Annotated in this window: 18 protein-coding genes; 10 read left to right on the top strand and 8 right to left on the bottom strand. The window is 58.9% G+C overall.

The window, feature by feature from the left end; all coding sequences use genetic code 11:
• Window positions 1–427: 427 nt before the first annotated feature.
• Window positions 428–2,578: a methyl-accepting chemotaxis protein gene (locus tag AR456_RS12570; protein WP_021817023.1), complete on the top strand. Its 2,151-nt coding sequence runs from the start codon at window positions 428–430 to the stop codon at window positions 2,576–2,578.
• Between the two features lie 67 nt (window positions 2,579–2,645).
• Here AR456_RS12570 and AR456_RS12565 read toward each other — a convergent pair whose 3' ends face one another.
• On the bottom strand, window positions 2,646–6,197 hold the full coding sequence (locus AR456_RS12565; RefSeq protein WP_021817024.1) for a hypothetical protein: 3,552 nt from the start codon (window positions 6,195–6,197) through the stop codon (window positions 2,646–2,648).
• Window positions 6,198–6,518: 321 nt separating this feature from the next.
• Here AR456_RS12565 and AR456_RS12560 point away from each other — a divergent pair, with 321 nt between their 5' ends.
• The 4 genes from AR456_RS12560 to AR456_RS12545 all read left to right on the top strand — a co-directional run bounded on the left by AR456_RS12560 (window position 6,519) and on the right by AR456_RS12545 (window position 11,619).
• The gene (locus AR456_RS12560) at window positions 6,519–7,808 is read left to right on the top strand and encodes a DUF3100 domain-containing protein (protein WP_035587643.1); all 1,290 of its coding nucleotides are present in this window, start codon (window positions 6,519–6,521) and stop codon (window positions 7,806–7,808) included.
• Between the two features lie 29 nt (window positions 7,809–7,837).
• Window positions 7,838–8,989, top strand: a complete 1,152-nt coding sequence (locus AR456_RS12555) for a M20 aminoacylase family protein (protein ID WP_021817026.1) — start codon at window positions 7,838–7,840, stop codon at window positions 8,987–8,989.
• Between the two features lie 183 nt (window positions 8,990–9,172).
• Complete coding sequence (locus AR456_RS12550; protein WP_021817027.1) at window positions 9,173–10,069, top strand: NAD(P)-dependent oxidoreductase; 897 nt, start codon at window positions 9,173–9,175, stop codon at window positions 10,067–10,069.
• Window positions 10,069–11,619 carry an aldehyde dehydrogenase family protein gene (locus AR456_RS12545; protein WP_021817028.1) on the top strand — a complete coding sequence of 517 codons (1,551 nt, stop codon included), beginning with the start codon at window positions 10,069–10,071 and terminating at the stop codon, window positions 11,617–11,619. The genes AR456_RS12550 and AR456_RS12545 overlap by 1 nt, the downstream gene beginning before the upstream one ends.
• A gap of 50 nt (window positions 11,620–11,669) precedes the next feature.
• On the opposite strand, the gene AR456_RS12540 is transcribed toward AR456_RS12545, so the two are convergent.
• A complete protein-coding gene (locus AR456_RS12540) occupies window positions 11,670–12,611 on the bottom strand; it encodes a LysR family transcriptional regulator (RefSeq protein WP_021817029.1) in 942 nt (313 codons plus the stop codon).
• A 421-nt stretch (window positions 12,612–13,032) separates the two neighbouring features.
• Between AR456_RS12540 and AR456_RS12535 the strand changes: the two genes are divergently transcribed.
• From AR456_RS12535 to ykgO, 3 genes are all read left to right on the top strand, one after another.
• The gene (locus AR456_RS12535; protein ID WP_021817030.1) at window positions 13,033–13,914 is read left to right on the top strand and encodes a hypothetical protein; all 882 of its coding nucleotides are present in this window, start codon (window positions 13,033–13,035) and stop codon (window positions 13,912–13,914) included.
• A gap of 181 nt (window positions 13,915–14,095) precedes the next feature.
• Window positions 14,096–14,365, top strand: coding sequence for a type B 50S ribosomal protein L31 (locus AR456_RS12530; protein WP_021817031.1), 270 nt, complete (start codon window positions 14,096–14,098; stop codon window positions 14,363–14,365).
• A 12-nt stretch (window positions 14,366–14,377) separates the two neighbouring features.
• On the top strand, window positions 14,378–14,524 hold the full coding sequence (ykgO, locus tag AR456_RS12525; RefSeq protein ID WP_021817032.1) for a type B 50S ribosomal protein L36: 147 nt from the start codon (window positions 14,378–14,380) through the stop codon (window positions 14,522–14,524).
• Window positions 14,525–14,597: 73 nt separating this feature from the next.
• On the opposite strand, the gene AR456_RS12520 is transcribed toward ykgO, so the two are convergent.
• The 5 genes from AR456_RS12520 to AR456_RS12500 form a co-directional block, all read right to left on the bottom strand.
• Complete coding sequence (locus AR456_RS12520; RefSeq protein WP_021817033.1) at window positions 14,598–14,873, bottom strand: hypothetical protein; 276 nt, start codon at window positions 14,871–14,873, stop codon at window positions 14,598–14,600.
• Between the two features lie 217 nt (window positions 14,874–15,090).
• Complete coding sequence (locus AR456_RS12515) at window positions 15,091–16,593, bottom strand: tripartite tricarboxylate transporter permease (RefSeq protein ID WP_021817034.1); 1,503 nt, start codon at window positions 16,591–16,593, stop codon at window positions 15,091–15,093.
• Window positions 16,594–16,626: 33 nt separating this feature from the next.
• On the bottom strand, window positions 16,627–17,106 hold the full coding sequence (locus AR456_RS12510; protein WP_021817035.1) for a tripartite tricarboxylate transporter TctB family protein: 480 nt from the start codon (window positions 17,104–17,106) through the stop codon (window positions 16,627–16,629).
• A gap of 145 nt (window positions 17,107–17,251) precedes the next feature.
• On the bottom strand, window positions 17,252–18,211 hold the full coding sequence (locus tag AR456_RS12505) for a tripartite tricarboxylate transporter substrate binding protein (protein WP_021817036.1): 960 nt from the start codon (window positions 18,209–18,211) through the stop codon (window positions 17,252–17,254).
• 83 nt (window positions 18,212–18,294) lie between these two features.
• On the bottom strand, window positions 18,295–19,698 hold the full coding sequence (locus tag AR456_RS12500; protein WP_021817037.1) for a hypothetical protein: 1,404 nt from the start codon (window positions 19,696–19,698) through the stop codon (window positions 18,295–18,297).
• A 280-nt stretch (window positions 19,699–19,978) separates the two neighbouring features.
• Between AR456_RS12500 and AR456_RS12495 the strand changes: the two genes are divergently transcribed.
• A complete protein-coding gene (locus AR456_RS12495) occupies window positions 19,979–20,680 on the top strand; it encodes a GntR family transcriptional regulator (protein WP_021817038.1) in 702 nt (233 codons plus the stop codon).
• Between the two features lie 110 nt (window positions 20,681–20,790).
• On the opposite strand, the gene AR456_RS12490 is transcribed toward AR456_RS12495, so the two are convergent.
• On the bottom strand, window positions 20,791–22,887 hold the full coding sequence (locus AR456_RS12490; RefSeq protein WP_021817039.1) for a carboxy terminal-processing peptidase: 2,097 nt from the start codon (window positions 22,885–22,887) through the stop codon (window positions 20,791–20,793).
• A gap of 166 nt (window positions 22,888–23,053) precedes the next feature.
• Between AR456_RS12490 and AR456_RS12485 the strand changes: the two genes are divergently transcribed.
• Window positions 23,054–24,382 carry a M18 family aminopeptidase gene (locus AR456_RS12485; RefSeq protein WP_021817040.1) on the top strand — a complete coding sequence of 443 codons (1,329 nt, stop codon included), beginning with the start codon at window positions 23,054–23,056 and terminating at the stop codon, window positions 24,380–24,382.
• Window positions 24,383–24,556: the final 174 nt, after the last annotated feature.

Raw genomic sequence — 24,556 nt, 5'->3', positions numbered from 1 at the left:
CTGAGGCAGGTGAATCCTCAAGGCAGAGGTATCCCTCCCGAGAAATTGGATATAAGTCTTTTTTTACAGAAAGTTGTGAAAAGTACGGGGCGTCAGGTTGTCCTGGAGATAGTGGTGCTAAAGCATCTCGTCACAATATTCATGGCGCATGATGAGCGTTCGTGGCTGACTTTTTCCTGCGAGCGGAGTGCCTAGAATGCCGACAAAAGCAGTAGAGGGCCTTGCGGCAGGGGCAGAGCTGATGGCAGGCCTTGCGCACTGTCAGCCTCGTGGGCCTTCACGCCGCTGGGCAATACCTTTTATGCGCGTGCTCTAAATGTTCTGCCGTCTGTGCCGATAAGAGCAGTTGGGTATCAGAGAGCCGGTATCAGAAAGCCGCTATCTGCAAAGCAGGTCTCGGCAAAATAACACAGGGCAGGCAGGCGTCATGCGCAATAACCAACCCGTAACGCAGAACGAATACGTCCTCGGTGATGATGATTTTCTGATCTCACGCACCGATCTGAAGGGGCGAATCACCTACGCCAATGCAGAATTCATCCATGTCAGCGGCTTCGAGCGTGAAGAACTGATTGGTTCGCCGCATAACCTGGTCCGGCATCCATCGATGCCCGAGGCTGCCTTCAAGGATTTCTGGAGTACCCTCAAGGCGGGTAGAAGCTGGAAAGGTCTGGTCAAGAACCGCCGCAAGAATGGCGATTACTACTGGGTATCCGCCAGCGTCTCTCCATTGTTTGAGGAAGGCGAGCTTGTTGGCTTTGCGTCAATACGTACCAAAGCGAGTCCTCAGGCCATCAACAAGGCCGAGCATGCCTATGCCGAATTCAACAGCAGCAAGCGCCGTCCCCGATATCGGCTGAAGCATGGTGCGCTGCATCGCCGTGGCATCACGGGGCTGGTGCAGCGTATCAATCTGACCAGCCTGCGTGCGCGATTGATAAGCATCATCGCGCTGGCCGGCCTGTTGCTGCTGATAACCAGTGCCATTGGCCTCTATGGGCAGCACAAGTCCGGTGAATTGCTGGTGTCGATACACCATGACGGCCTGCAGGATGTCGCTCGGCTGCAGGGCATGGATCAACTGATCACCGAGAGCTATCGAGCTCTGCTGGTCAAGGAGCGCATGGAGATCCTGCAGGACCGGGAGCAACATTCTGAAGTACTCAGTCATGCCGCCAATGGACTGAGAGAAGGGTGGCAGAGCTATCGTCAGCGAGCGTCGAACCAGGGGGAGTTGGCCAGCCATTTCGGTGCCGGACTGAACACGTACATCAACTCCACCCTAGCGGACACGATCAAGGCTCTCGACAGTGAGGATGGCTACGAGACATTGATCAGCCTGCCAGACCATATCAATGCGCTGGTCGAAGAGGGGAGAGAGCTGTCCTCGCAGATCAGTCAGCTGATTGCCGAGAAGCAATCCGCTGCCAATAGTCTGGTCGCCGCCAGCATGGGGGCTGAGCAACAGATGCGGATTATCCTGTGTGGTGTATTGGTCGCAGGTTTGCTGATTCTTTGCCTGGCTGGAGCGCTGACCTTGCGTGCCATGTTGCGGCCGCTACGTGAGGCCGAGACCTTCAGCCTGCAGATTGCCTCGGGCAACCTTGCAGCACGCGAGCCCGAGCCGCGTCGCGACGAGCTTGGTCAGGTATTGCAGGCACTGAGGGTCATGCGCTTGAGTCTTGGCGGTATCATCCGTGATGTCAGCCATGGCGTTGGCGTCGTCACACCGGCGGTGCGTGAAATCGCCAACGGTAATGAGGATCTCGCCTCACGTACTGAACAGCAGGCTGCATCGCTGCAGCAGACAGCCTCGAGCATGGAGGAAATGACGACTACCGTGGCCCATAACAGTGACAACGCTCGGCAAGCTGGTCAGTTGGTTGCCGAGAACGCCGAGCGCACCCAGTCTACCGGCGAGTTGATGAATGAGCTGGTCACGACCATGGGCGAGATTACTGACGGCGCGAAAAAGATGTCGGAGATCATCGATGTCATCGACTCGATTGCCTTCCAGACCAATATCCTCGCACTCAATGCCTCGGTCGAGGCGGCGAGGGCAGGAGAGCAGGGGCGGGGCTTTGCTGTGGTCGCCAGCGAAGTGCGTAAGCTTGCCAGTCACTCTGGAGAGGCGGCCGGTGAGATTCGCGGACTGATCAACGGCTCCAATCAGCGCATAGCCGGTGGTGCTGAGCTGGTGAGGCAGGCGGAAGCCTCGATCACGGAGGTCATGTCGGCCACCGCTCGAGTCAACGATATCATGGGTGAAATCACCGCCGCTTCCGACGAGCAGAGCAATGGTATCGGCCAGATCAATCAGGCCGTCGCCGAAATGGATCATGTGACACAGCAGAATTCGTCACGCGTGCAGGCTTCGGCAGCGGCTGCCACACGTCTCCGGCACCAGGCCGAGCAACTGAACCATGCCATTGGCGCCTTCCGGCTCAAGGGCTCAGGGCCAGAGCGTATCCCCCAGCTCACCAGTTCGCACGACAAAAGCGCATCTTCTTCCAGGGCTGAGGTTACACCTTCCAGGTCGGTAGCGCAGGGCGAAACCGAAGAGTGGGAGGCATTCTAGAACGCTGAGGCGAGCACCCATGCCTCCGGCCTCCGGAGGCATGGCGGGTCTGTCTGACGACAGTTCGTCAGGCGCCAACCGTTGATCCCTTGTCCATCTGCGTATCGAGGTTGCTGCCGTCGCCGGCGTAATCCTCGTGCTCGTTTTCGGCACCGTCCCATATCGGGTCAGGCAGATGTCCTTCCTGAGTGTAGAACTCATATTCCTTGTCACGATAATCGAAGATGCTCTTGTCCTCGGGGGCATCGCGCTGACCGTAGCTGTACATGTAGGCATCGAGGAAGGTGTATCTTTCGAGCCCGTCCTCCTGCAGCAGACCGTCCTCGTCGAGCGACGCGAACAGGTCATTGAGATCGTCGCGGTGGGCATCCAGGGCATTGTTGTACTTGATGTCTTGAACGATGGTGAAGGGCAGTGTTGCCAGCGTCAGGCCTGCGCTGACCCAGAACAGTGGGCCGGTGGCTGCGCGGGCGAAGCTGATGCCGCGTAGTGCCGCCATTGCCGAGCCGCCGCCGGCCAGCCCGAAAGCACCCGCTGCCACGGTTATCGAGCCCTGAGCGATGGTGGCGCCGTCACCGCTGTCGGCGCCACGTTTGATCATCAATCCGCCCAGTACCGTGTCCATGACACCCGTGGTGATATTGGCTCCGGCATCGAGAATACGCAGGAAGGAACTGATGGTGCGGGTCGTGGTGGTCGCTTTGGGAAGGCCAGGGCGATCGGCGTAGCCATTTTCAATGCCTTCAACGATCTTCCGGGTATCTTCCTCGCTCAGCCCCAGCTTCTGGCTTAGCCTTTCGCGATCTCCAACCGGGGCGTCATCGATGATCTGTTCGAGGTTCTGAACGAATTGGAGTCCTTTCTCTTCGGTGAATGGGGTGCCAGAAGACTTGTCGTCACCCCAGATTTCCGGGAGCGACTTGTCCAGTCCCAGCATCGCGTTGACCCTGGTACCCTTGACCGTGTCGGCAATATTGCTGCCCAGGGAGACGAAATGCTGGCTGGCGCCGAGGAAGGCGATCATTTCCTTGGCAATGGCCACGCGTTCTTCCGGAGTATCGGCGAGCGTACCGCCCTTGCCAGCCAGCTGATAGATACCCGAGGCCAGCGAGATCAAGCCGCCGGTCGAGCCTAGTGCGCCGTTGCTGTTGAGCGTGCTGATCAACGACAGCATGCCGCCGTTGGTTTTCTCGTTGAGTGCCTTGTAGACGTCTTTCTTCAGCAGGTTGTCGATATCGGTACGAGTGATTTCGCCGTTCTTCTGGAAGGTGTCACCCAGTTGCTGTAACGCCTTGCCGAAGTTCTTCGCTGTCTGTTTATCATTGAGGTATTCGTTGACGAACTTGTCGATGGTCTCGACAGTGCGTCGTGGTATATCGACGCCGGCGCGCTTGAGCGCTGTGAGTACCATCTTGACCACGTCCTGGGTTGCCGTGGCGGTATTGGCATCGTTGATCTGGTCAGGGTTCTCGATCAGGTGATCCAGATCGATGATTGAAGCATCAAGTTGCAGCCCCTGAGCGAATTCCGCTGCCTTATCGGAATCCTCGGTGGCCGGGAACAGTGCGGCAAGTGAGCTGTAGGTGCGGGAAATGTCGGCTTCGGCCAGCTCGCTCTGACCACTCGCGCGCAGCTCCTTGATATAGCTGACGTACTCTTCGCTGAACGCCATATCCTCGAGACTGGCCGCGATCTCGTCCTTGTTGGCGACCTTGTCGATGGCGCTGGCCTGCGCCTCCTGATAGTCCTTCTGTACGGAATCGGAAACAAACAGCTCGCCAAGGCGCTCATCGAGTGTATTGCCATCGATGATCGCGGAGAGGTCATCACCGGTGGCGTGTGCCAGGTTCTGTCCCTTGGAGATATCCAGTACGGTCATGTCTAGACCGTTATCCAGCGCACCCTGGGCACGTAACGCACGGTAGAACTGGGCTCGCTGGTCATCATGGGAGATGCTGCCGTCTTCGATCCCTTTTTTCCAATCATCGATCAGGGTCTGCCACGTCAGCTCACTCACGGTGAGGTTGCGTGAGTCGTTGTCGGGGTCGACTTCTGACGTTTCCATGGACTGGATGTCCAACTCGCTGGCTGGCGGCAGGTCGTGCTCGCGGCGTACGGTATCGAGGTCAGAGTGGTCGGTAAGGCGTTGTGCATCGTCCTCACCACCGTGTCGTGTCCAGTAGCCATCGAAGATATCCACCACCGCGTCGCCATCTTCGCCAGCGGCATTACCGAGCCGTGAGCGCAAGTCATCATTGACCTGAGTGACGGCCTCGCTCGGAGAGAGGCCTTCGTTCTTCTTGATATTGATCAGGTTCTGATAAAGCTGAGACAGTGTATCGGATGAATCGAGATGCAGGATGTTGCGCGACTCGGTGAGAGTGCTGCCGGCCATTGCCGATGCCAGGGCGTTGAGGTTGTCTTCGTAGCTGGGATTGTTGAGCAGAGTGGTGTCGGCAAGGAAATCATTGTAGGCATTGTAGCCGGCATTCACGGCCGCCTCTTCACCACCGTGGCGATTCCAGTAACCCTCGAAGACATCGATCCCGGCGTCACTCTCCTTGCCGACATTGGCAAGCCCGTTGCCGAGGCGGCCGAAGAGGGCTTCCTCTGCGTCATCAATGGCCGATTGAAGATCCGGTTGCTCGCCACGCTCACGTTGCTGATTGAGCTCATATTCGACCAGTTGGCTGAATTTCTCACCAGCCTCTCCAGTTAGTGGCGTCACGGTTCTGTTGTCGATATCGATGCCGTTGGCCATATCGTCGACCAGCGAGTTCAGCGTATTGTCATAGGCGATATCGCTGTCGTCGCGGTTGGCCAACCAGGTTTCGTCTGCGAGGTCCATGGCATCTTCCTCACCGCCATGCCGACTCCAGTAGCCGTCGAAGATATCAACGACGTCGTCACCAGCGGCGCCATCGAGACGGTTGCGCAGGTCCTCATTGACCTGCTCCCGTGCCTGCTCGACATCGAGGCCCTCGTCGAGCTTGTTCTCGATCAGATTCCGGTAGAGCTGGGACAGGGTCTCGGAGGAATCCAGGTGCAGGATATTGCGCGAATCAGTCAGAGTACCGCCGGCCAGAGCCGACGCCAGAGCATTGAGATTATCTTCGTAGCTGGGGTTGTCGATCAGCGTGGTATCGGCAAGGAAGTCATCATAGGCGTGGTAAGCCGCATTCACTGCGGCGTCGCTACCACCATGCCGATTCCAGTAACCTTCGAACACGTCCAACCCATCATCGGCGTCGCGGCCGCTGTTGCTCAAGGCATTGCCAATGCGGTCGAAAAGCGCCGTTCTGGCATCTTCGACGGCGGTCTCGAGATCTGGTGTTTCCCCGCGTTCGCGCTGCGCCTGGAGTTCTGCCGCGACCAGACTTTGAAATTGAGTCGCGGCGTCACCTTTCAACGGCGTTACGGTGCGCTTGTCCGTGTTGATTCCCTCAGCCAGGTGCGATGCCAGCGAATTGAGCAGATCCTCGTAATCATCATTGCCCGGTGTCGGCGAGCTTTCGGAGCTGTCGCCTCCCGTCACCTGACTGGCCTGGTTGAGTGCTCTGGTGAAGGTTTCGCTGGCACGCGACAGCGATGTCGGGCTGGTTTGGGGATCGACGCGCATCGAACACTCCTTCAGGGGGCGCTGGCTGATCGGTGAATGACGGGAAGGCCGGCATCACCGCCGTGATGTCCAGTCTGGGCAGGCAGCGTGACGCCGGAATGACAACTTGATAACAGGCGTTGATCACGGTTGAAGACCGAGTTCTAAAAAACAGCACACTGTTGTCCTTTTATTAGAGCGTGTGCTCCTTCGATACTCGAATAGATGGCGATGGCCCAACCTCTGCCAAGGGAAAGCCGTCGTTGTCGCCATTACGACACGAGTCATTACCGCACGAGTCATTACAGTACGAGTCATTACAACAACAGACAGGGCACTCACATGAAACTCTCCATGCTCCTCGATTGGCGTTTGCACAGCATCGTGGCTGTGGCAGCCCTGATCTCTGAAGCCATCGGTATCATCAAGATTCCTCTCGGGCCCGGTACGTTACTGCTGTTGCCACTGTTCTATGCCTTTATCATCGGGCTGCTGCTCAATCCACATCTGTTCTCGGCGACTTCCCGCCTGGTGCCGGTGAAAGTGAGTGAAGCGGCAGCTCCCGTGATTCTGTTATCGATCATGCCGTTCATTGCGCGTTTTGGATCGACCATCGGGCCGGCGATTGAGCAGATTCTCAGTGCTGGTCCGGCCTTGATCCTGCAGGAGCTGGGTAACCTCGGCACCATGTTGGTGGCCATGCCATTTGCAGTGTTGGTGTTGAAGATGGGGCGCGAAGCCATCGGCGCGACCTATTCCATCGCGCGTGAGCCCAATATTGCGATCATCTCTGATAAATACGGTCTCAAGGGACCAGAGGGTGTCGGTGTCATGGGCGTCTACGTCGTAGGCACCATGTTCGGCACGCTATGGTTTGCGCTGATGGCGGGCTATCTGACAACGCTGGATATCTTTGATCCGCGGGCGCTGGCGATGGCCTGTGGAGTGGGCAGTGGCAGTATGGTGGCGGCCTGTTCGGGAGCCATTGCCGGTGCCTTGCCGGAATTGCGTGATGAGCTGCTGGCGTTCGCTGGCGCCAGCAATCTGCTGACTTACGCCACTGGCCTGTATATCTCACTGTTCATTGCCTTGCCAGTGGCCGAACGGGTCTTCAAGTGGTGCTCCGGGCGCCGAGAGATGCGCTCTGCAGGTGCCAAGGCGACGGATTTTTCCGCCACCGTAAGTGATGCAGAACGTCCTGAAAGACATCTCGGCCAGACTGCCATCGTCATGGCGGTGGTCTGTGTGGTCGGCTGGATCAGCAATACCATCAATGGTGGTTCGCTGCTGGTGGCGCTGCCGGGAATGATGATCCTCTATGCCATGACCATGTTGGGCCTGGTCGTCACCCGTTTCGCTCCCTTCTATCTGCCAGGCGTCGCCTGGGTGTCACTGGTCAGCATCGTTGTGACCTTGCCGTGGTTCCCGGGTAACGCCTGGATCGTCGAGCAACTGCAGTCGGTAAGCTTCCTCGCCATCGTGACCCCGGTTCTGGCTTATGCCGGCCTGGCGCTTTCACCGCGGGAGTTCACCATGTTCCGGCAGGTCGGTTGGAAGCTGGTTATCGTGTCTCTGCTGGTGTTCACCGGCACTTTCATTGGTTCGGCTGTTGTGGCTCAGGCACTGCTGTAACCGATGTGATTACCAACAGGAAAAATGCTATGTCGACTATCATCACGCCGGATCTTCTCCGTGAATGGCGCCATGAGTTTCACAGCCATCCGGAAACCGCCTTTGAAGAGCAGCGTACCAGCGCTCGCATTGCCGAGATCCTCGCTGCCCGGGGCATCGAAATGGTTACCGGGCTGGGTGGTGGTACTGGCGTGGTGGCCTGGGTCGATGGCCTGCGCGGTAGCGGCAGTGCCATCGGCCTCAGGGCCGATATCGATGCGCTGGATGTGACCGAAGCCAATCACTTTGCTCATGCCTCGCGTACGCCAGGCAAGATGCACGCCTGTGGCCATGATGGACATACCACCATGCTGCTGGGGGCCGCCTATGCGCTGACTGAGAATCCTGACTTCGCTGGCCGCGTGTATTTCATCTTCCAGCCGGCAGAGGAAAATGAAGGCGGCGGGCGTGTCATGGTCGAGGAGGGTCTTTTCGAACGCTTCCCGATGGAGGCCGTCTACGGCGTTCACAATTGGCCGGGCCTCGAGGTTGGCGAAGCCGCCGTGCACGACTCGGCGGTGATGGCGGCGTTCGATGTGTTTACCGTGAAGCTTTCGGGCTACGGTTGCCATGCCGCCATGCCTCACCTGGGCAAGGATGTGGTGCTGGCGGCATGCCAATTGGTCAACCAGCTCCAGGGCATTGTCAGTCGTGAAACACCCGCCCATCAGACAGCGGTGATGAGCGTGACCCAGTTCCATGCCGGGGATGCCTACAACGTCATGCCGGAAACCGTCGAGCTGTGCGGCACGGTGCGCTGTTTTGACGCCGAGTTACGTGATCAACTTGAGGAGCGTTTCCGCCAGGCCGTCGCCTCGATGGCAACCTTCCATGGGCTGGAAGCCAGCATCGACTATCAGTCGCGCTATCCGGCCACCTTCAATACGCCTGAGCATGCCAGCCGCTGTGCCGATGTATTGGAATCGATGCCGGGTATTCATCGAGTGCGTCGGGATTTGCCACCTTCAATGGCATCGGAAGATTTCGCCTTTATGCTGCAGCAGCGCCCCGGTGCCTATATCTGGCTGGGGAATGGCAAGGACAGCGCGGCGTTGCATAACCCCCATTACGACTTCAATGATGAACTGGCGCCGATCGGCGTGGGCTACTGGACGGCGCTGGTGAGAACACTGCTCGGCTAGTGGCGTCAGCCATAGGCGCGCTCCACTCAATACAAACGCTCTTCGCAATACGACCATATTTCCAACATCGCTACTGTCTGGCCGTGCCGTTAAGGCATGGCCCAGCGCCCCTTTACCTGAATTTCGGTGGAGGGGGCATATCGGGACAGCGGCAGGACAAGTACAACACAGGAGGAGTTATTCATGAAGATTGTAGTCATCGGCCTGGGTCACATGGGCGGGAATATGGCGCTGACCCTGCATGCCGCCGGGTTTACGGTGCTGGGCACCGATGTTGCCGAGAGTACCCGCAATAAAATCGCCGAGCGCGGGCTCAGAGTAGTTGCGCCGAAAGCGCTGCCCGCCGCCGACGTTTATCTGCTGTCATTACCCACCTCGGCACATGTCCGGGAAGTCATTGAATCCTCGCCGGGGCTACTGCAACTGGCGCCAAAGGGCAGTGTGATTGTCGATACCTCGACCAGTGACCCGGTGGTCACCCGGGAGTTGGCGGGCAAGGTGATCGATGCTGGGCTCGAGTGGCTCGATGCCCCGGTGAGTGGCGGCCCGGCGGGTGCTGCCTCGGGAACGCTCGGCATGCTGTTGGGTGGGGAAGCAACGACCATTGAGCGTGTCGAGCCCATGCTCAAGGCGATGTCGGCGCGCTATACCCATGTGGGTGCCGCGGGAAGCGGGCACGTCGTCAAGCTGGCCAACAATTACCTGTGTGCGGCGCATCTGTTGACGACAGCAGAAGCAGTGGCGTTGGCTCAGCGGGCCGGGGTGTCGCCCGAGGCTTGCCTGGCAGGGCTGAACAGTGGCTCCGGCCGCAGTGCCGTCAGTGAGGTCAACTTCCCCAGGTGGATTCTGTCCGACGCCTTCGACTCCGGCTTCACTACCGGCCTGATGCGTAAGGACCTTCGTCTGGCGCGCGATGCGGCCATTGATCAGGGCTTGTCGCTGGATCTACTGAACAAGGTTGTCGAGCAATGGCACGCCGATGCTGATGGCTTGTCTGACAGCGCTGATTTCAACCATATCACCGATGCGATTCTGCACCTCGCTCCGTCGAAATCATCATCAGATCAGGAGGATGCGTAATGAACGCTCTCAACGCCACTGCCGTGGATACGCTGGCTGAGCTGCTGACAGCGCTGGAACTGCAGGCGGCAACCCCACTCAGTAACTGGATCGATGGCGAGCTGGTGGCGGGGCAAGGCGAGCTCATCGAGCTGATCGATCCGGTGACGGGGTTGCCGCTGATTGAATACCGTGATGCTGGTGGCGCACTGGTTGCAGCCGCCGTGGAAGCCGCAACACGTGCTCAGCAGGAGTGGATGGCGCTGACCGCCAGCGAACGTGGGCGGCGCATGACGGCTGCCGCCTGGGCGCTGCGTGGTCATGAGGAGACGCTGGCGCAGCTGGAGAGCGTGGTTGCCGGAAAGCCGATTCGTGACTGCCGTGGTGAAGTCGCCAAGGTCCGAGAGATGTTCGAATACTACGCTGGTTGGTGTGACAAGCAGCACGGCGAGGTGATTCCGGTACCCACGTCGCATCTCAACTATGTGCGCCATGTGCCTTACGGGGTTGTCGGCCAGATCACCCCCTGGAATGCACCGATGTTCACCTGTGGCTGGCAGTTGGCTCCAGCGATTGCCGCGGGTAATGGCGTCGTGCTTAAACCTTCGGAGATGACGCCTTTCTCATCGGTAGTGATCGCCATGCTGCTGGAGCGAAGCGGCTTGCCCAGAGGGCTGATCAATATCGTCAATGGTGTGGGACAGACCACGGGGGCGGCGCTGACCGGTGATGCTGGTATCAGCAAGCTGGTGTTTGTCGGCTCGCCGGAGAGCGGGCGACGCATCGCCCAGGCCGGAGCGGAGCGCCTGGTGCCGAGCGTGCTGGAGCTGGGCGGCAAGTCAGCCAATATCGTCTTCTCTGATGCCAGGCTCGATGATGCCGTGGCTGGGGCTCAGGCAGCCATCTTCGCCGCCGCGGGGCAGAGCTGTGTTGCTGGCTCGCGGTTGCTGGTGCAGCGGGAAGTCCTCGATATGGTCTGCGAGCGCCTGGCTCGCGCGGCAGCTGAGATCGCGATTGGCTTGCCCAGTGAGGAAACCACCCAGATGGGCCCGGTCCAGAATGCCCGGCAGTATCTGCACATCACTTCGATGATCGAAGCCGCAGAGCAGCAGGGGGCTCGTGTGCTGTGTGGTGGCAAGCGCCCGGAGTCGTTGCCGGCGGAAGCCCAGGGCTACTATCTGGCACCCACGGTGTTGGTGGATGTCACCGAGGATATGGCGATTGCTCAGCAGGAAGTGTTCGGTCCGGTAGTGGTGGTCATGCCATTCGATAGCGAAGAGGGCGCGGTGCGCCTGGCCAACGCCACACGTTTTGGTCTGGCCGGGGCGGTATGGACTCAGGACCCCGCGCGCGCCCACCGGGTTGCTGCTCGGCTGCGTGCCGGCACGGTCTGGATCAACAGCTACAAGGCGATCAATGTCATGTCGCCATTCGGTGGCTTCGGCGATAGTGGATTCGGCCGCTCCAGCGGTGTCGAAGGGCTCAAGGAATACACGGTAGCCCAGAGCGTATGGGTAGAGACGGCGACATCTGCCAGCGTGGCGATGGGCTATGGCAATGGCGTAGGTTGAATAATGCCCTCGGCAGCCGGGCATGGAACACCTGGCTGCCAGCCCAGGAGTCAGGAACGTGAGGCGTTGATGCCTGCTTCGGTTCGCGAGTTGAAGGCTCGCATCCAGCGTTCCAGATGGCGCAGCAATTGCAGCCCCGCTCTGGGCATGCGACGGCCAACGCGGGTGATGATGTGGGCTTGTGCCTGGCGGAAACGTTCACAGTCCACGTTGCGCGCAACGAGCAGGCCATCCTCGAGTTCCCTGGCCGCAGCGAAAGCGGGCAGTAACGTGAGGGTCAGTTCGGAGCGGACGGCATGCTTGAGCACTGAAAGTGAATTGGTCTGCATGCTGACCTGATGACGCAGGCCTGCTTCACGAAATCCGTCATCGACCAGTTGGCGAACCCCATGACCGGTGCGCCACAGCGCTAGAGGGTGCTCGCTGAGTATCGGCAGAGACAAGGCATTCTGTTCATTGGCCAGGCAATGCGTCGGTGACATAAGCGCCACCAGTGGCTGGCGACTGGAATGCCAGAAGCGCAGCCTCGGGTGGACCCGCTCGTGGTACATCAAGCCGATATGTGCCTCATCCTCGACCACGGCATCAATGATCTCGCTGGTGCTGCCGGTATCCACATCGAGACGCACACCGCGATAGCACTCGGTAAAGTTACGCAGTGGGGTGTCGATCAGATCGCCGACGAAGCCTTCTCCGACGGTCAATGACAGGTGGCCGGTTTCCAGACGTTGATAGGCATCGAGTTCTTCGCTGAAAGTGTCATCCAGTGCCGAGCGCTTTCGACAGTACTCCAGCAGCATTTCTCCCACCGCCGTTGGCACCACACCATTACGCGAGCGTTCCAGTAACGGAGCGCCAAGCGCCGCCTCGATCAATGTGAGCTGGCGACTGACGGCGGAAGGCGCAATATCGAGGCGTGCAGCAGCCTGACGTACAGAGCCCGCCTCGATAGTTACTTGAAAGTACACCAGCCGTTGGTGGGGAATATCCATCGCTTGTTCTCTGAGCTGCCGGGTGGCAAGTGTGCTGGCTTTGAGGCCAGTTGCGTACGGAAGGTCGTGGTCGATATCTCATCACCGACGCGAATCCAGAGGCCATGATCATTCATAGGCAAATCGTTCCCAGTATATCCCGGTAACGGTCTCGTCGTGTGCCGCTTAGTGCCGGAGAGCACGAGAAAATGGACCAGCAAATGCCATTGATGCTCGCTGATACTGAAGGTGGCAAGCCAGCAGAGGCGTGGTGGTGTAACACACCAACAACACCCAGTTCATTGGAACTGGTCTGAGGTATCACTGTCGGAGCGGATGAGCGGGCTCATCGGGCCAACCACGGGGACGCCGCAACGCATTATTCTCATCGAGCACCGTTGCAGGAGCAGCCATAGCCATTTGACCACAGGGAAGGTAAGTGATGACGAGCAGAGAAACGCTGGGCCGGAGTGCCAATCTGAAGGTTATCGAACGACTTGGCGACCCGGACACTGATGCCAATGCCGATTGGGTAGAGGGACGCGCCGATTGTGTGCTGTGGATGGATGGTGCTGTGCCGGTCAACTCCGGGACGACGCGCAGCGACTATTCCAGCGATGCCGCCTGGCTGGTGCGCCGCTTCGCACGGAACTTCTTCGAACACCTGACACCTGAATGCGATACTCAAACCCTGGTCGCGGAGGTGCAGGGAGTCCTTGCCGAGGAATTTGCCGGTCTCGGGCAGACTAGAGCGAATGCCGTGGTAGGCCCTCCCTTTGCCTGCTTCGGGGCTGCCCGATTGATCGGTGAGACGCTTGAGCTTACCAATGCTGGCGATTGCGTGCTGCTCTATGAGGACGCTGCTGGAAGAGTGGTCAGCTTTGGTTACAGCGCTGTCAGCGCCCTCGAGCGGCGCGCCACCGATTTCCTGATTGATTTCAAGGTGCGCACTGGCGCTTCTCATACCGATGCACTGCAAGCGACGGTGCCCGCCATTCTCGACAATGTGGCACAGCGTAACCGCCTCTTCGGCTATGACGTTGTCGAGCCCATCGCCGGGCTGACCACGCAGTTGGAGCGGGTATTGATGCCCGCCCGCAGCGGTCAACGTCTGCTGGCGATGAGTGACGGTTTCTTCCGTGCCGTCGATACCTACCGACTGTTGTCCAGTGAGGAGCTGTTCGAGACCGCTTTCCGTGATGGCCTGGGGGCCATCCTTGCCGCCTTGCGAAGCGCCGAGGAACAGGACCCCGAGGCCCGGGCCTGGCCTCGACTCAAGTTACGCGACGATGCTTCGGCGATTGCCTTCGTGGTAGAGACTTAACCAGCCAGCCAGCCAGCCTGACTGACTGACGGCTCCAGGCCCAATGCACTGTCCTTCCTGCACCAGGTGTTGTTTCTGAGGCTTTACTTTTTATCGAGAATACTTTTCAATTGTTATGTTATTACATATCAATACTGTCCTGTACTCAGGATAACGTCTGCTTGATCAGGTGAATCGCATCATGAAAAAACATCTGCACCCCGATTACGATTACGTCGTCTTCCGCGACACCAGCTGTGGCGAAACCTTTCGTATCCGCTCGACCTGCACCTCGTCGGAGACCATCGTCTGGGAGGATGGCAAGACCTATCCGTTGGTCAACCTGGATATCTCAAGTGCCTCGCATCCGTTCTATACCGGCAAACAGCGCAAGGCATCGGGTGAGGGGCGTGCGGCGCGCTTCGAGAAGCGTTTCGGGGCGTTTTCACGACGCTCCTCGGGCGAACAGTAAGGGAGAGGCAACATGCAGGTACTGAGTTCACTGAAGACCGCGAGGAGTCGTCACCCAGGCTGTCAGGTGGTCAAGCGTCGTGGCCGCCTTTATGTGATCTGCAAGGACAATCCGCGTTTCAAGGCTCGTCAGGGAAGCGGTAAACGCAAGCGTCGCTGAGTCGTTGGCGAGAGTGTTCGTATCAACAAGTCATGAGTCGGCGGCTCCGCTACCAGGCGGAGCCGCCATTTTGTTACGAGTCCTGCGGAGTGTCGGTCATCTGTTGAGACATCTGCGACATCATGGCATTGCAGTTGGCGTGCATCTCCTGCATCTGCCCCATCATGCTCATCATCTGTTCCTGCATGGCACCTTCATCCATCATCATGCTGGAGTCGGCGCTACCCATCATATTGCTTTGATCGTCCGGGGCTGGGGGACCATTATCTTCGTCGGCGAATAGAGGTCCCGCACTGAATATGCTAGCGGTAACAAGAGCCGTAAGTGCCAGGGAATGGATTCTGGTCATGGCGCCATCCTCATTTAAAGGTTTGTTCGTATCTTCCTGGATTGATGCCGTACAGCCAGGGGCTCGGATACGGCATCCCCAGTCTGGAACCCTGGTGCTGCCCACGGGTCAAGCGCAGGCTGTGCCGAAATTGCCTTGCCCATTGAAGCGTCGTAGCCGTCTATTTGTCAGTTGAACAGTTCCAGCACCACGAAAATGGCAATCCAGGGCGGGGCTCTCATTCCTGGTGTTGTGATACAGCAGCTTTTGCTCGGGCATGTTTGCGCAATGGAACAATGATGGCGGCGATCAACAACACCAACGCGATAATCAGCAGGGTAGCGCTGATTGGTCGAGTCATCAGGATCGACAGGTCGCCCTGGGACATCGATAGTGTGCGGCGTAATTCACTTTCGGCAATTGGGCCAAGCACCAGGCCCAGGATGATCGACACGGTCGGGAAGTCGATCTTCTCCAGCAGGTAGCCGATCACGCCGAAACCCAGCATCAGCCACACGTCGAACATCGAGTTGCTGACCGAATAGGTGCCGACGATGCAACACATGATGATGATCGGGCCGAGTACCGAGTAAGGCACATTCAACAGGCGGGTAAACAGCGCGATGAACGGCTTGGAGAACGCCAGGATCATGAAGTTGACGATGAATAGCCCAGCGAACACCGCGTAGATCAGGTCGGAGCTGTTCATCATGAACAGTGGGCCGGGTTGCAGGCCATGCATGATGAAGGCGCCGAGGATGATGGCGGTGGTACCACTACCAGGAATACCCAGCGCGAACAGTGGCACCAGTGCGCCCATGGCGGCAGCATTGTTGGCGGATTCCGGTGCGGCGATGCCCTCGGGAGCCCCCTTGCCGAACTGCTCGGGATGCTTCGACCAGCGCACGGCCTCGCTGTAGCTGACCATGGCGGCGGTGCTGGCGCCGATGCCGGGCAGGATGCCGATGATCACGCCCATGATCGAGGAGCGTGACAAGGTCATGCCGATACGACGCAGGATCGGCATGTCGAAGATCTTGACGCGGACCTTGGTCAGTGGCTGATGTGTTTCTCCGCCCAGCGAGCGTTTCATGACTTCGGATACCGCAAACAAGCCGACAATCACCGGGATCAGGCCGATACCTTCTGACAGATTGAGGTTGTTGAAGGTGTAGCGGCTGACGCCGGTCAGCGGGTCAATACCAACGGTGGCGATGAACAGGCCAATGGCGGCACCGATCAGGCCGAGGATCAGCCGTCCTCCGAGTGAGGCAACCACGGTCAGACCGAGAATCGCCAGTGCAAAGTATTCCGGCGACGAGAATTTCAGCGCCACCGAGGCCAGCAGTGGTGTGCAGACGATCAGCGCGATGGTGCCGACCAGACCACCAATGGCTGAGCTGAGAATGCCGATACCCAGAGCCTTGCCGGCTTCACCCTGCTGGGTCATTGGATAGCCGTCGAAGGAGGTCATCACGGCTTCGGGCGTACCCGGAGCGCGATAGAGTATCGCGGTGATCAGTCCGGAAAATACCGTCGAACCGTAGATTGCCGTCAGTAGCATGAAGGCCTGGGTTGGCTCCATGCCGTAGGTGACCGGCAGCAGAATCACCACCAGGATGACCCCGCTGATCCCCGGCAGGGCGCCACCGATAAAGCCGATGAAGACCGCAGAGGTCAGAATCAGCAAATTCATGGGCTGGAGAACGACGCTTAGCCCAGTGAGAAAACTATCCAGCATTGTCAGCTCCTCGACAACGAAGGGTGGACTGCCTCAGGGCAGCGGGATGCCCAGCAGAAGGACGAACACGCCCTGGATCAGCACCACGGCAATCGCTACCGTGGCCAGAATCGGGCCCCAATGGCGAGCGCCGAGCAGCCAGCTCACCACCAGCGCGAACAGGGCGGTGGCAGGCAGGAAGCCGATCGCTTGCATCATCAGCGTATAGATCACCGTGGCGGCCATCAGATACCAGTGACGACTGGCGGCGATCGACAATCGGTGATTGGGAATGGCGGCCTCCGGCTCGTCACCGGCTTCGTGGAGATCACTTTGCTTGCCGGCCGATTTGCGGGTCTCCCACAGCAGGAAGGCACCGAACAGCAGCAGGGCGATCAGCAGCGAGAGAGGCCACAATTGCGGGCCGATGAAGGTCGATACTGCCTCTGAATCTGGCAGTTGCAGGGTGGGGATCAACCCCGCCGAGGCCAGGACAAGGACAACGATGGCAAATAGCGTAAGTCTGGTACGCATGGGAACACCCAACTGATGATGTGGGGTTGAAGGTCATCAGGCCCGGCACGGGAGCTGTCTTGTGGCGAGTCCCCGTGCCTTGCCGTGCGATGGGTCGAGCAGCGGCGTGGGCTGACTCGGTGCGCCACGCCACTGCTCGCCCGGATCAGCTGTTGTCCAGCAGACGCTTGTAAAGCTCGTAGTTGCTCTCGAGCTTCTGACGGTATTCGTCGCTACCCAGCCAGCCTTCGCGATAGTGAAGGTTCACGCGTTCCTCGTACTGCTGGTAGTCCTCGGAGTCGTAGACTTCCTTGAGGGCGGTTTCCAGCTTGTCGACGATGGCATCGGGTGTTTCGGCATTGACGAAGATGCCGCGCTCGTTGCCGTCGGTCAGATCCCAGCCGTTCTCCACGGTGGTCGGAAGATCCGGGAAGTTGGGCAGACGCTCGCCGGCAAACACCAGAATCGGCATCATGTCGCCGGATTCCATATAGCTCAGTACTGAGCTGATCTCGCCGAACATGCCGTCGATATTGCCGCCCATGACGTTGGCGGCAACGCTGCCTTCCTCGTCATAGGGAATGAAGTTCATGTCCAGTCCCGAGGCGTCGCGCAGCGCGAGGAAGGCCATACGATCCGGGCTGGCGGCATGGGTTCCGCCGATGATTACCTCGCCGGGGTTGTCCTTGACCTGCTGCATGAAAGCGTCGAAGTCCGCGTACTTGTCGGGATCGACGATCAGGGTCATGACATCGGACTGCATGCGGGCGACCGGCGTCAGCTGGTCGAGGCCGGTGGGGTTCTGACCAGCGGCCAGTGATGTCACCAGCGTCGAGGAGGCAAAGTCCAGTGTCAGCCCGTCCGGGTCGCTGTTGGCGGTGCGTTGGTGGGCAATGGCACCGGAGGCGGAGGGCAGGTTGATCACCGTGACCCGGGTGTCGAGGGCTTCCTCGAGCATCGGCTTCACGGTACGCGCGAAGTTGTCGGTGCCGCCGCCGGCACCGGCGGCGACGAGGAACTGCACCGGGCCGCTCGGGTAATCGGCAGCATCTTCTGCCGTGGCAGTGGCACCCCAGATCAGGGCCAGACCGGTGGAACCGGCAATCAGATAAGGCTTGATGGACATGCTGTGTGCTCCTGAACGATTTGTCTTGTAATGATCGTGGCCAGCGCTGGTGCTGTCGGCTGCGGGGTGGAAGGGGCGAGAACTCAGGCGCTGGCCGCTGAAGTCGCCCCATGGAAGCTGTCATCCTGCGCGTGTCGCAGGCGCTTGAGATGCGTATTCGGCAGTTTGACGTCCGCGAGGGTAATCAACTGACCGGCGGCTATCGGGCGCTGGACCTCGGCGCCGGGCAATAGATAGAAGGGTACCGGGGCAGCGTCGGCGAGGGCGGCGGCGGGGTGCACTTCCGGGCGTAGCCCCTGGATGTGGCGATGATGGCCGCGCATCTCGAGCGATTGTCCTGCCACGAAGTCGGTTGTGGCGCGGGCGACCAGGTCGACATGGGGCCTGGTGTGCTTGCCACCACCGGAGGGCAGTTGCTTGAGCACGGCGTCTAGCAGCGAAATGGGGGCCTCCAGGCCGAGCAGATGGCGCGGCAGGTAGACCATGGCGCTCTGGCTGGAGAGGCTCAGGACGTGGCCCTTGCCACGCAGTATCTGCCAGTCGTACTCATCGACACAGCGCAGGATGACAAAGACACCACCGGCGAAACTCAGCTCGTCGGGGCGGCGCAGGCAGTTGAAGACTTCCAGCCGTGCATGACCCTGGAGCACACCGCCGCGTGATTCGCTATCGAGTAGGGTGGGTACCTCGTGGTTGCGCAGCACCAGGGCGTGAAATTCCGGGCGGTCCGGCAGCAGGCCGGTGGCATTGGCCACATTGGTCATCTCGCACAGGTCTGGCGCAGAAATCTGCGGGATGGCGGCAAGATGCTGGCCGCGTGCCAGCACAGTGCGATGCTCTTCTCCCTCGGGAAGATCCCACAGCGCCGCCATCTCATTGGCGGAATACTGCTCTCCGTTGCACAGGATGCTCTGCTGCTCCTGTTGCCAGACGAAATCGTATTCGCTGCTCTTGCCGGCGGCGATGATCTCGAAGCCCAACGTCTGCGCCCAACTGACCAAACCGATCAGCAGCGCTGGCTGATCACCATCCAGCGGCGTGAAGATTCTCTCGTGCTGCTGGGCGAGACGCGTCAACCAGGGGCCGATGACGGATTCGGTTTCCTTGGTGGCGATGCCGACATGTTTACCGGCCAGAATGGCCGCTTCTGAGTGACGAGCACCGGCTTCTGGTATACCAGTGGACTCGACCAGAATATCGAATGGCAGATGAAGAACATCATCCAGCGAGCCTGCGGCGATGAAATGGCCTTTATTCCAGGCCTTCAGTGCCTCGTCAGCATTATGGCATACCATTATCTGGTCTTTAGCGATCCCACATGATCGCAGCGCCTGGGCGGCGCTATCGGCGTTGACATCCACTGCGATACGCGCCGAGAGGCTTCGCATCTGCAGTGCCTGACGTAGTAGTCCACGACCAAAATCTCCGGCTCCGGCGACACAGGCTTCGATGACTTGAGGTGAGTCAAAGTGATGTAGGTAGTTCATTATCTGGACTTTCTCCACATGAGACGCCGCTGATGCGCAGAGTTCGTTGTGCCCGCTCAAGTGCATTGGAGAGTCGGGATGGCTGTGGGGGAATGTAGTGGTATACCATTTTGATGGTCAACGATGACTAGCTGAGACTTTCGTCCAGGGTGGTGAATGTATTAATGTAACTTCATGAAATTGATATAGAATATTTTTAGAGGGTAAGGTGGTCAGGATTGGAAAGTATGAAAGTGGTATGCCATTATCGCGATGTTCTGGGAACGAGGTAGCCATCCGGATGGATAACGGACAACAGCAGGTAGAGCGCGCAGGGTTGGTGGAGAAGGTTGCCAGTTATCTGCGCGAGCATATCGTCATGGATCACTTTCAGCCTGGTCAGCGCCTTCCTGAGCGTACTCTGGCTGAGGAGTTGCAGGTGTCGCGCACGCCGATGCGAGAGGCGTTGAAGATACTGGCCACGGAAGGATTGGTCGTACTGCTGCCACACCGTGGGGCGGTGGTGGCAGACGTGAGTCCGCGTGATATGCAAGAGAAAGCGCATGTGCTGAGTGTGCTGGAACAGGCTGCGGCGGAACTGGCCTGTGCTCAAGCCTCGGATGACGATATCGCTGAGTTGCAGGCCATGCATTATGAGATGAAGGCGGCGTTCCTGCGCCGTGACCGTCAGAACTACTTCCGGCTCAATCAGGAAATTCACAACCGCATTGTTGCCCTTTCCGGCAATGCTTCGCTGATCGAGATTCATACCAATCTCAGCCGTCAGTTGTATCGTGTGCGCTACCTGTCCAATGAGCGGACCGATAAATGGCAGGTGGCGATGATTGAACATGAGGCGATCATGGAGGCATTGGCGGAGCGTGACGCTGAACGTGTTGGTCGCGAGTTGCGCAACCATCTCGGCAAGACCTGGATGAAGTACGCCAATGGTGATGCGCAGATTCGAGAGGCTGGGGACGGTGTGCGGGAGAATAATCGCTGAGTCGGTTGGTGAGCTACCGCCTGAAGTGAGGCGCCATACAGAGAAAGGCCGGGACTAATGCCCCGGCCTTTCTCGTTGAGGGCTATCGCCAGGCGATAGCCGATACCGCTCTACTGTTGTTGCTGTTTGAGGGCGTATTGCCAGCTGGGGCCCAGGTCGGTGAAATCAAGCAGGATTTCTGCAGATTCCTCTACCTCGGCGCGATCCACCGGCTGATCCGAGCTCTCTTCTTCCGAGTCAGTCTGTGCGTTGTCGTCACCGCCTTCGTTGCTGTCACGGGTATCGGTCCAGTTTTCGAGTGGCTCGAGTCCCAGTGCTTCGCGCCGCTCGTTCTCCAACGCCAGCATCTCGGCATCCTGAGCATCAGCCTCATGTTGGCGCTGCTCACGGTTGAGGCTGACACTGGTGTGCTCCTCGCGAAGACTGGTTGCCAGGGCCGCACGCTCTTCCAGGTAATGGAAGTTGGGATGCTCGTCAGCTCGTTGCTGATGGCGCTCGCGCAATTCCTTGAGGTACTGGCGAGGCGTGCCATAGCTGCGGTACTGCACTTCGCTGACAGTATCCCAGGGGAGGGCGTTGTCCAGTGCGCTTTCACCGATGACTTCAGGATCGATCAAGCTGGGGAACTGAACATCCGGTTTGACGCCTCGGTGCTGGGTACTTTCACCGGAGATGCGATAGAACTTGGCGCGGGTCAGCTTGATCTGGCCGTAGTTCAGATCGCTGAGCGTCTGAACCGTGCCCTTGCCGAAGGTTCTGGAGCCGACAATCAGGCCGCGGCCATAGTCCTGGATAGCACCGGCAAAGATCTCGGACGCTGAGGCCGACAGGCGGTTGACCAGAACCACCAGCGGGCCGTTATACAGTGAACCACTTTCGGTATCGCCATACAGGCTGATGCGGCCACGGGCATCGCGCACCTGCACCGTCGGACCACGGTCGATGAACAACCCGATCATCGAGTTGGCTTCCTGCAGTGCGCCACCGCCATTGTTGCGCAGATCGAGGACGATGCCTTCGACGTTCTCTTCCTGCAGTTTCTCGACTTCGGCGGCCACGTCACGCGTGGTGCTGCGGTAATTTTCCTCTCCGGCCTGCCAGGCGTCGAAGTCGACATAGAAGGCGGGCACCTTGATGACACCGACACGATGTGTGCCGTCTTCACGCTCGACCTCGATGACTTCGCTGCTGGCGGCCTGATCTTCCAGTTTTACGGTGTCTCGGGTGATCTCGATCACGGTGGAGCGAGTTGTGTCGACCGCTTCGCCCGGTACGACTTCAAGCTGGACCACCGAGCCCTTGGGGCCGCGGATCAGCTCAACGACGTCATCAAGGCGCATGCCGACGACATTGACGATATCCTCGCCTTCCTGACCGACGCCGATAATGCGATCGGCGGGCTTGAGTGAGCCACCTTTCTCGGCGGGGCCACCGGGCACCAGACTGGCGACCTTGACGTATTCGCCATCGGCCTGCAGCAGGGCACCGATGCCTTCCAGAGACAGGCGCATCTGAATATCGAAGGACTCACTCTGTCGAGGAGACAGGTATTCGGTGTGGGGGTCGACTGTGCCGGTCACACCCGCCATGAAGATGGTGAAGATATCGTCGGTGTTGGTCTGCTCGACACGGTGGCGCTGGGTTTCGTAGCGCTCGCGCAGGGTGTCGATGACCTCGTCATCTTCCTGGCCGCTGATCGACAGCGTCAGAGCAGCATTGGCAAGACGCTTTTGCCACAGAGCATCGAGTTCTTCGTGGTTGGTTGCCCAGGGAGCGTCTTCACGATCGAGCGCCAGACGCTCATCGCCATCGAAGCTCATGTCGAGATTGTCGAGTTCGGCAATCAGCCAGTCGAGACGGTCGATGACACGCTTCTGATACTGGTTGTAGAGATCGTAGGTTCTGCCGAGGTCGCCGTCGAGGACAGCATCGTCCATGGTAGTGCGTAGATCGTCGAACTGGTCGATATCGCTTTTCAGCAGATAGGCTCGCTGACCATCGAGGATGTCGAGATAACGCTGAAAGGCGCGAGTGGACCACTGGTCGTCAAGCCTCACATCGGCATAGTGGCCGTAGCGTAATGATTCGGCCACCTCCATGGCCGCCTGGCGCTGGTCATCCCCGGGGGTAGGGTTGGCCAGTACTGTTGGGGCCGCTAGCAGCAGGGACAGCGATAGCGCGCGACCCACAGACTCAAACAGGCTCATCAATGAAGCACTCCAGGATTGGTGTACACTCGTCGGTCAGATACCGACACAGTCGGCGGGTTCTCGGGAACATACTGGCATGTTCACAGGAACAAATCGGTATTGTATCAGGTCGATGCCTATCCCATGACCCCTCCTTATATCCATCATGCAACAGAGGACGCCCATGTCACAGGAGTGCCTGCCAAAGGATGATTCCACTCAGGGCGCAAGGCTTGATCGCCTGCGCGAGTTTCTTCACCGTTCGCCAACACCCTGGCACGCTACTGCGACAATGGCCAGACGCCTTGAGGCCGCCGGGTACCGGTGTCTGGATGAGACGGATAGCTGGTCACTGAAGCCTGGTGACCGTTTTTATGTAACACGCAATGATTCTGCCATTATCGCCGTAAGTTTGCCCGCTTCACCACTGACCGAGTTGCGAATGGTCGGTGCCCATACCGATAGTCCCTGCTTGCGCCTGAAGACCAATGCGGCTCAAACGTCAGCCGGATGGCTACAGCTTGGGGTGCAGGTATACGGTGGTGCCTTGCTGGCCCCCTGGTTCGATCGTGACCTGGGATTATCGGGCCGAGTGCATGTTCGTCACCCGGATGGTCGTCTCGAAGGATTGCTGATCAATGTCGAGCAGCCGGTAGCGATCATTCCCAGTCTTGCCATCCATCTGGACCGGGAAGCCAACGAAGGTCGTGCGATGAATGCACAGACACAAATGGCACCGGTATTTCTCCAGGGTGGCGAGGCCGAGGACCTCGAGCGTCTGCTCAAGGATTGGGTCAAGGAGCAGCACGGCCTGGACGATATTCGTGTCATGGATTTCGAGCTGGGATTCCATGATCTTCAGCCACCTTCCATCGTCGGTATCGGTGGTGAACTGATTGCCAGTGCACGGCTCGATAACCTGCTGTCCTGCTTCATTGGCCTGGAAGCAATGCTTGAGGCCGATGGCAGTCAGGGCATGGTGTTGGTTGCCAACGATCACGAGGAAGTCGGCAGTGCCAGCGCCTGTGGCGCCCAGGGACCGTTCCTGGGTGACGTTCTCAAGCGTATCAATGCGCAATTGGGGCAGTCTGGAGATGAAGGTTACATTCGTCTGATCCAGGCCTCGCGGATGATTTCCTGTGACAACGCCCATGCGTTGCATCCCAATTTCCGTGACAAGCACGATGCCCAGCATGGTCCGGCAATCAATGGTGGCCCGGTGATCAAGGTCAATACCAGTCAGCGCTATGCCACCAACAGTGCTACAGCGGCGATGTTCCGGGCCTTGTGTGAGGAAGTCGAAGTGCCGGTGCAGACCTTCGTTACGCGTGCGGATATGGGTTGTGGCAGCACTATCGGTCCGATTACCGCCACCGAAATCGGTGTGCCGACTCTGGATGTCGGCGTACCGCAGTGGGCGATGCACTCGATTCGCGAGACAGCGGGAACCCGTGATGTGGAATACCTGACGCGCGTGTTGACGGCGTTCTTCAACTGTCCCGAACTGGCGTGAGCTGCCCTGAGTTGGTGTTGGAGCCCTGATTCACAAGGAATGAGCACACAAGGAATGAGTGCACAAGAAATGAAGCAAGGGTCATCGTGTCGTGGGGCAGCGGCACGGTGACCGTGGGCATGCTATCGCGGCATGCCGATAGACGTTATTCCTTGCATCGCGAAAACGCCTCCG

The sequence above is a fragment of the Halomonas huangheensis genome, assembly GCF_001431725.1.
Taxonomy (GTDB): domain Bacteria; phylum Pseudomonadota; class Gammaproteobacteria; order Pseudomonadales; family Halomonadaceae; genus Halomonas; species Halomonas huangheensis.
Note: the sequence above shows the minus strand (reverse complement) of the source record. Positions and strands in the feature narration are given on the sequence as shown.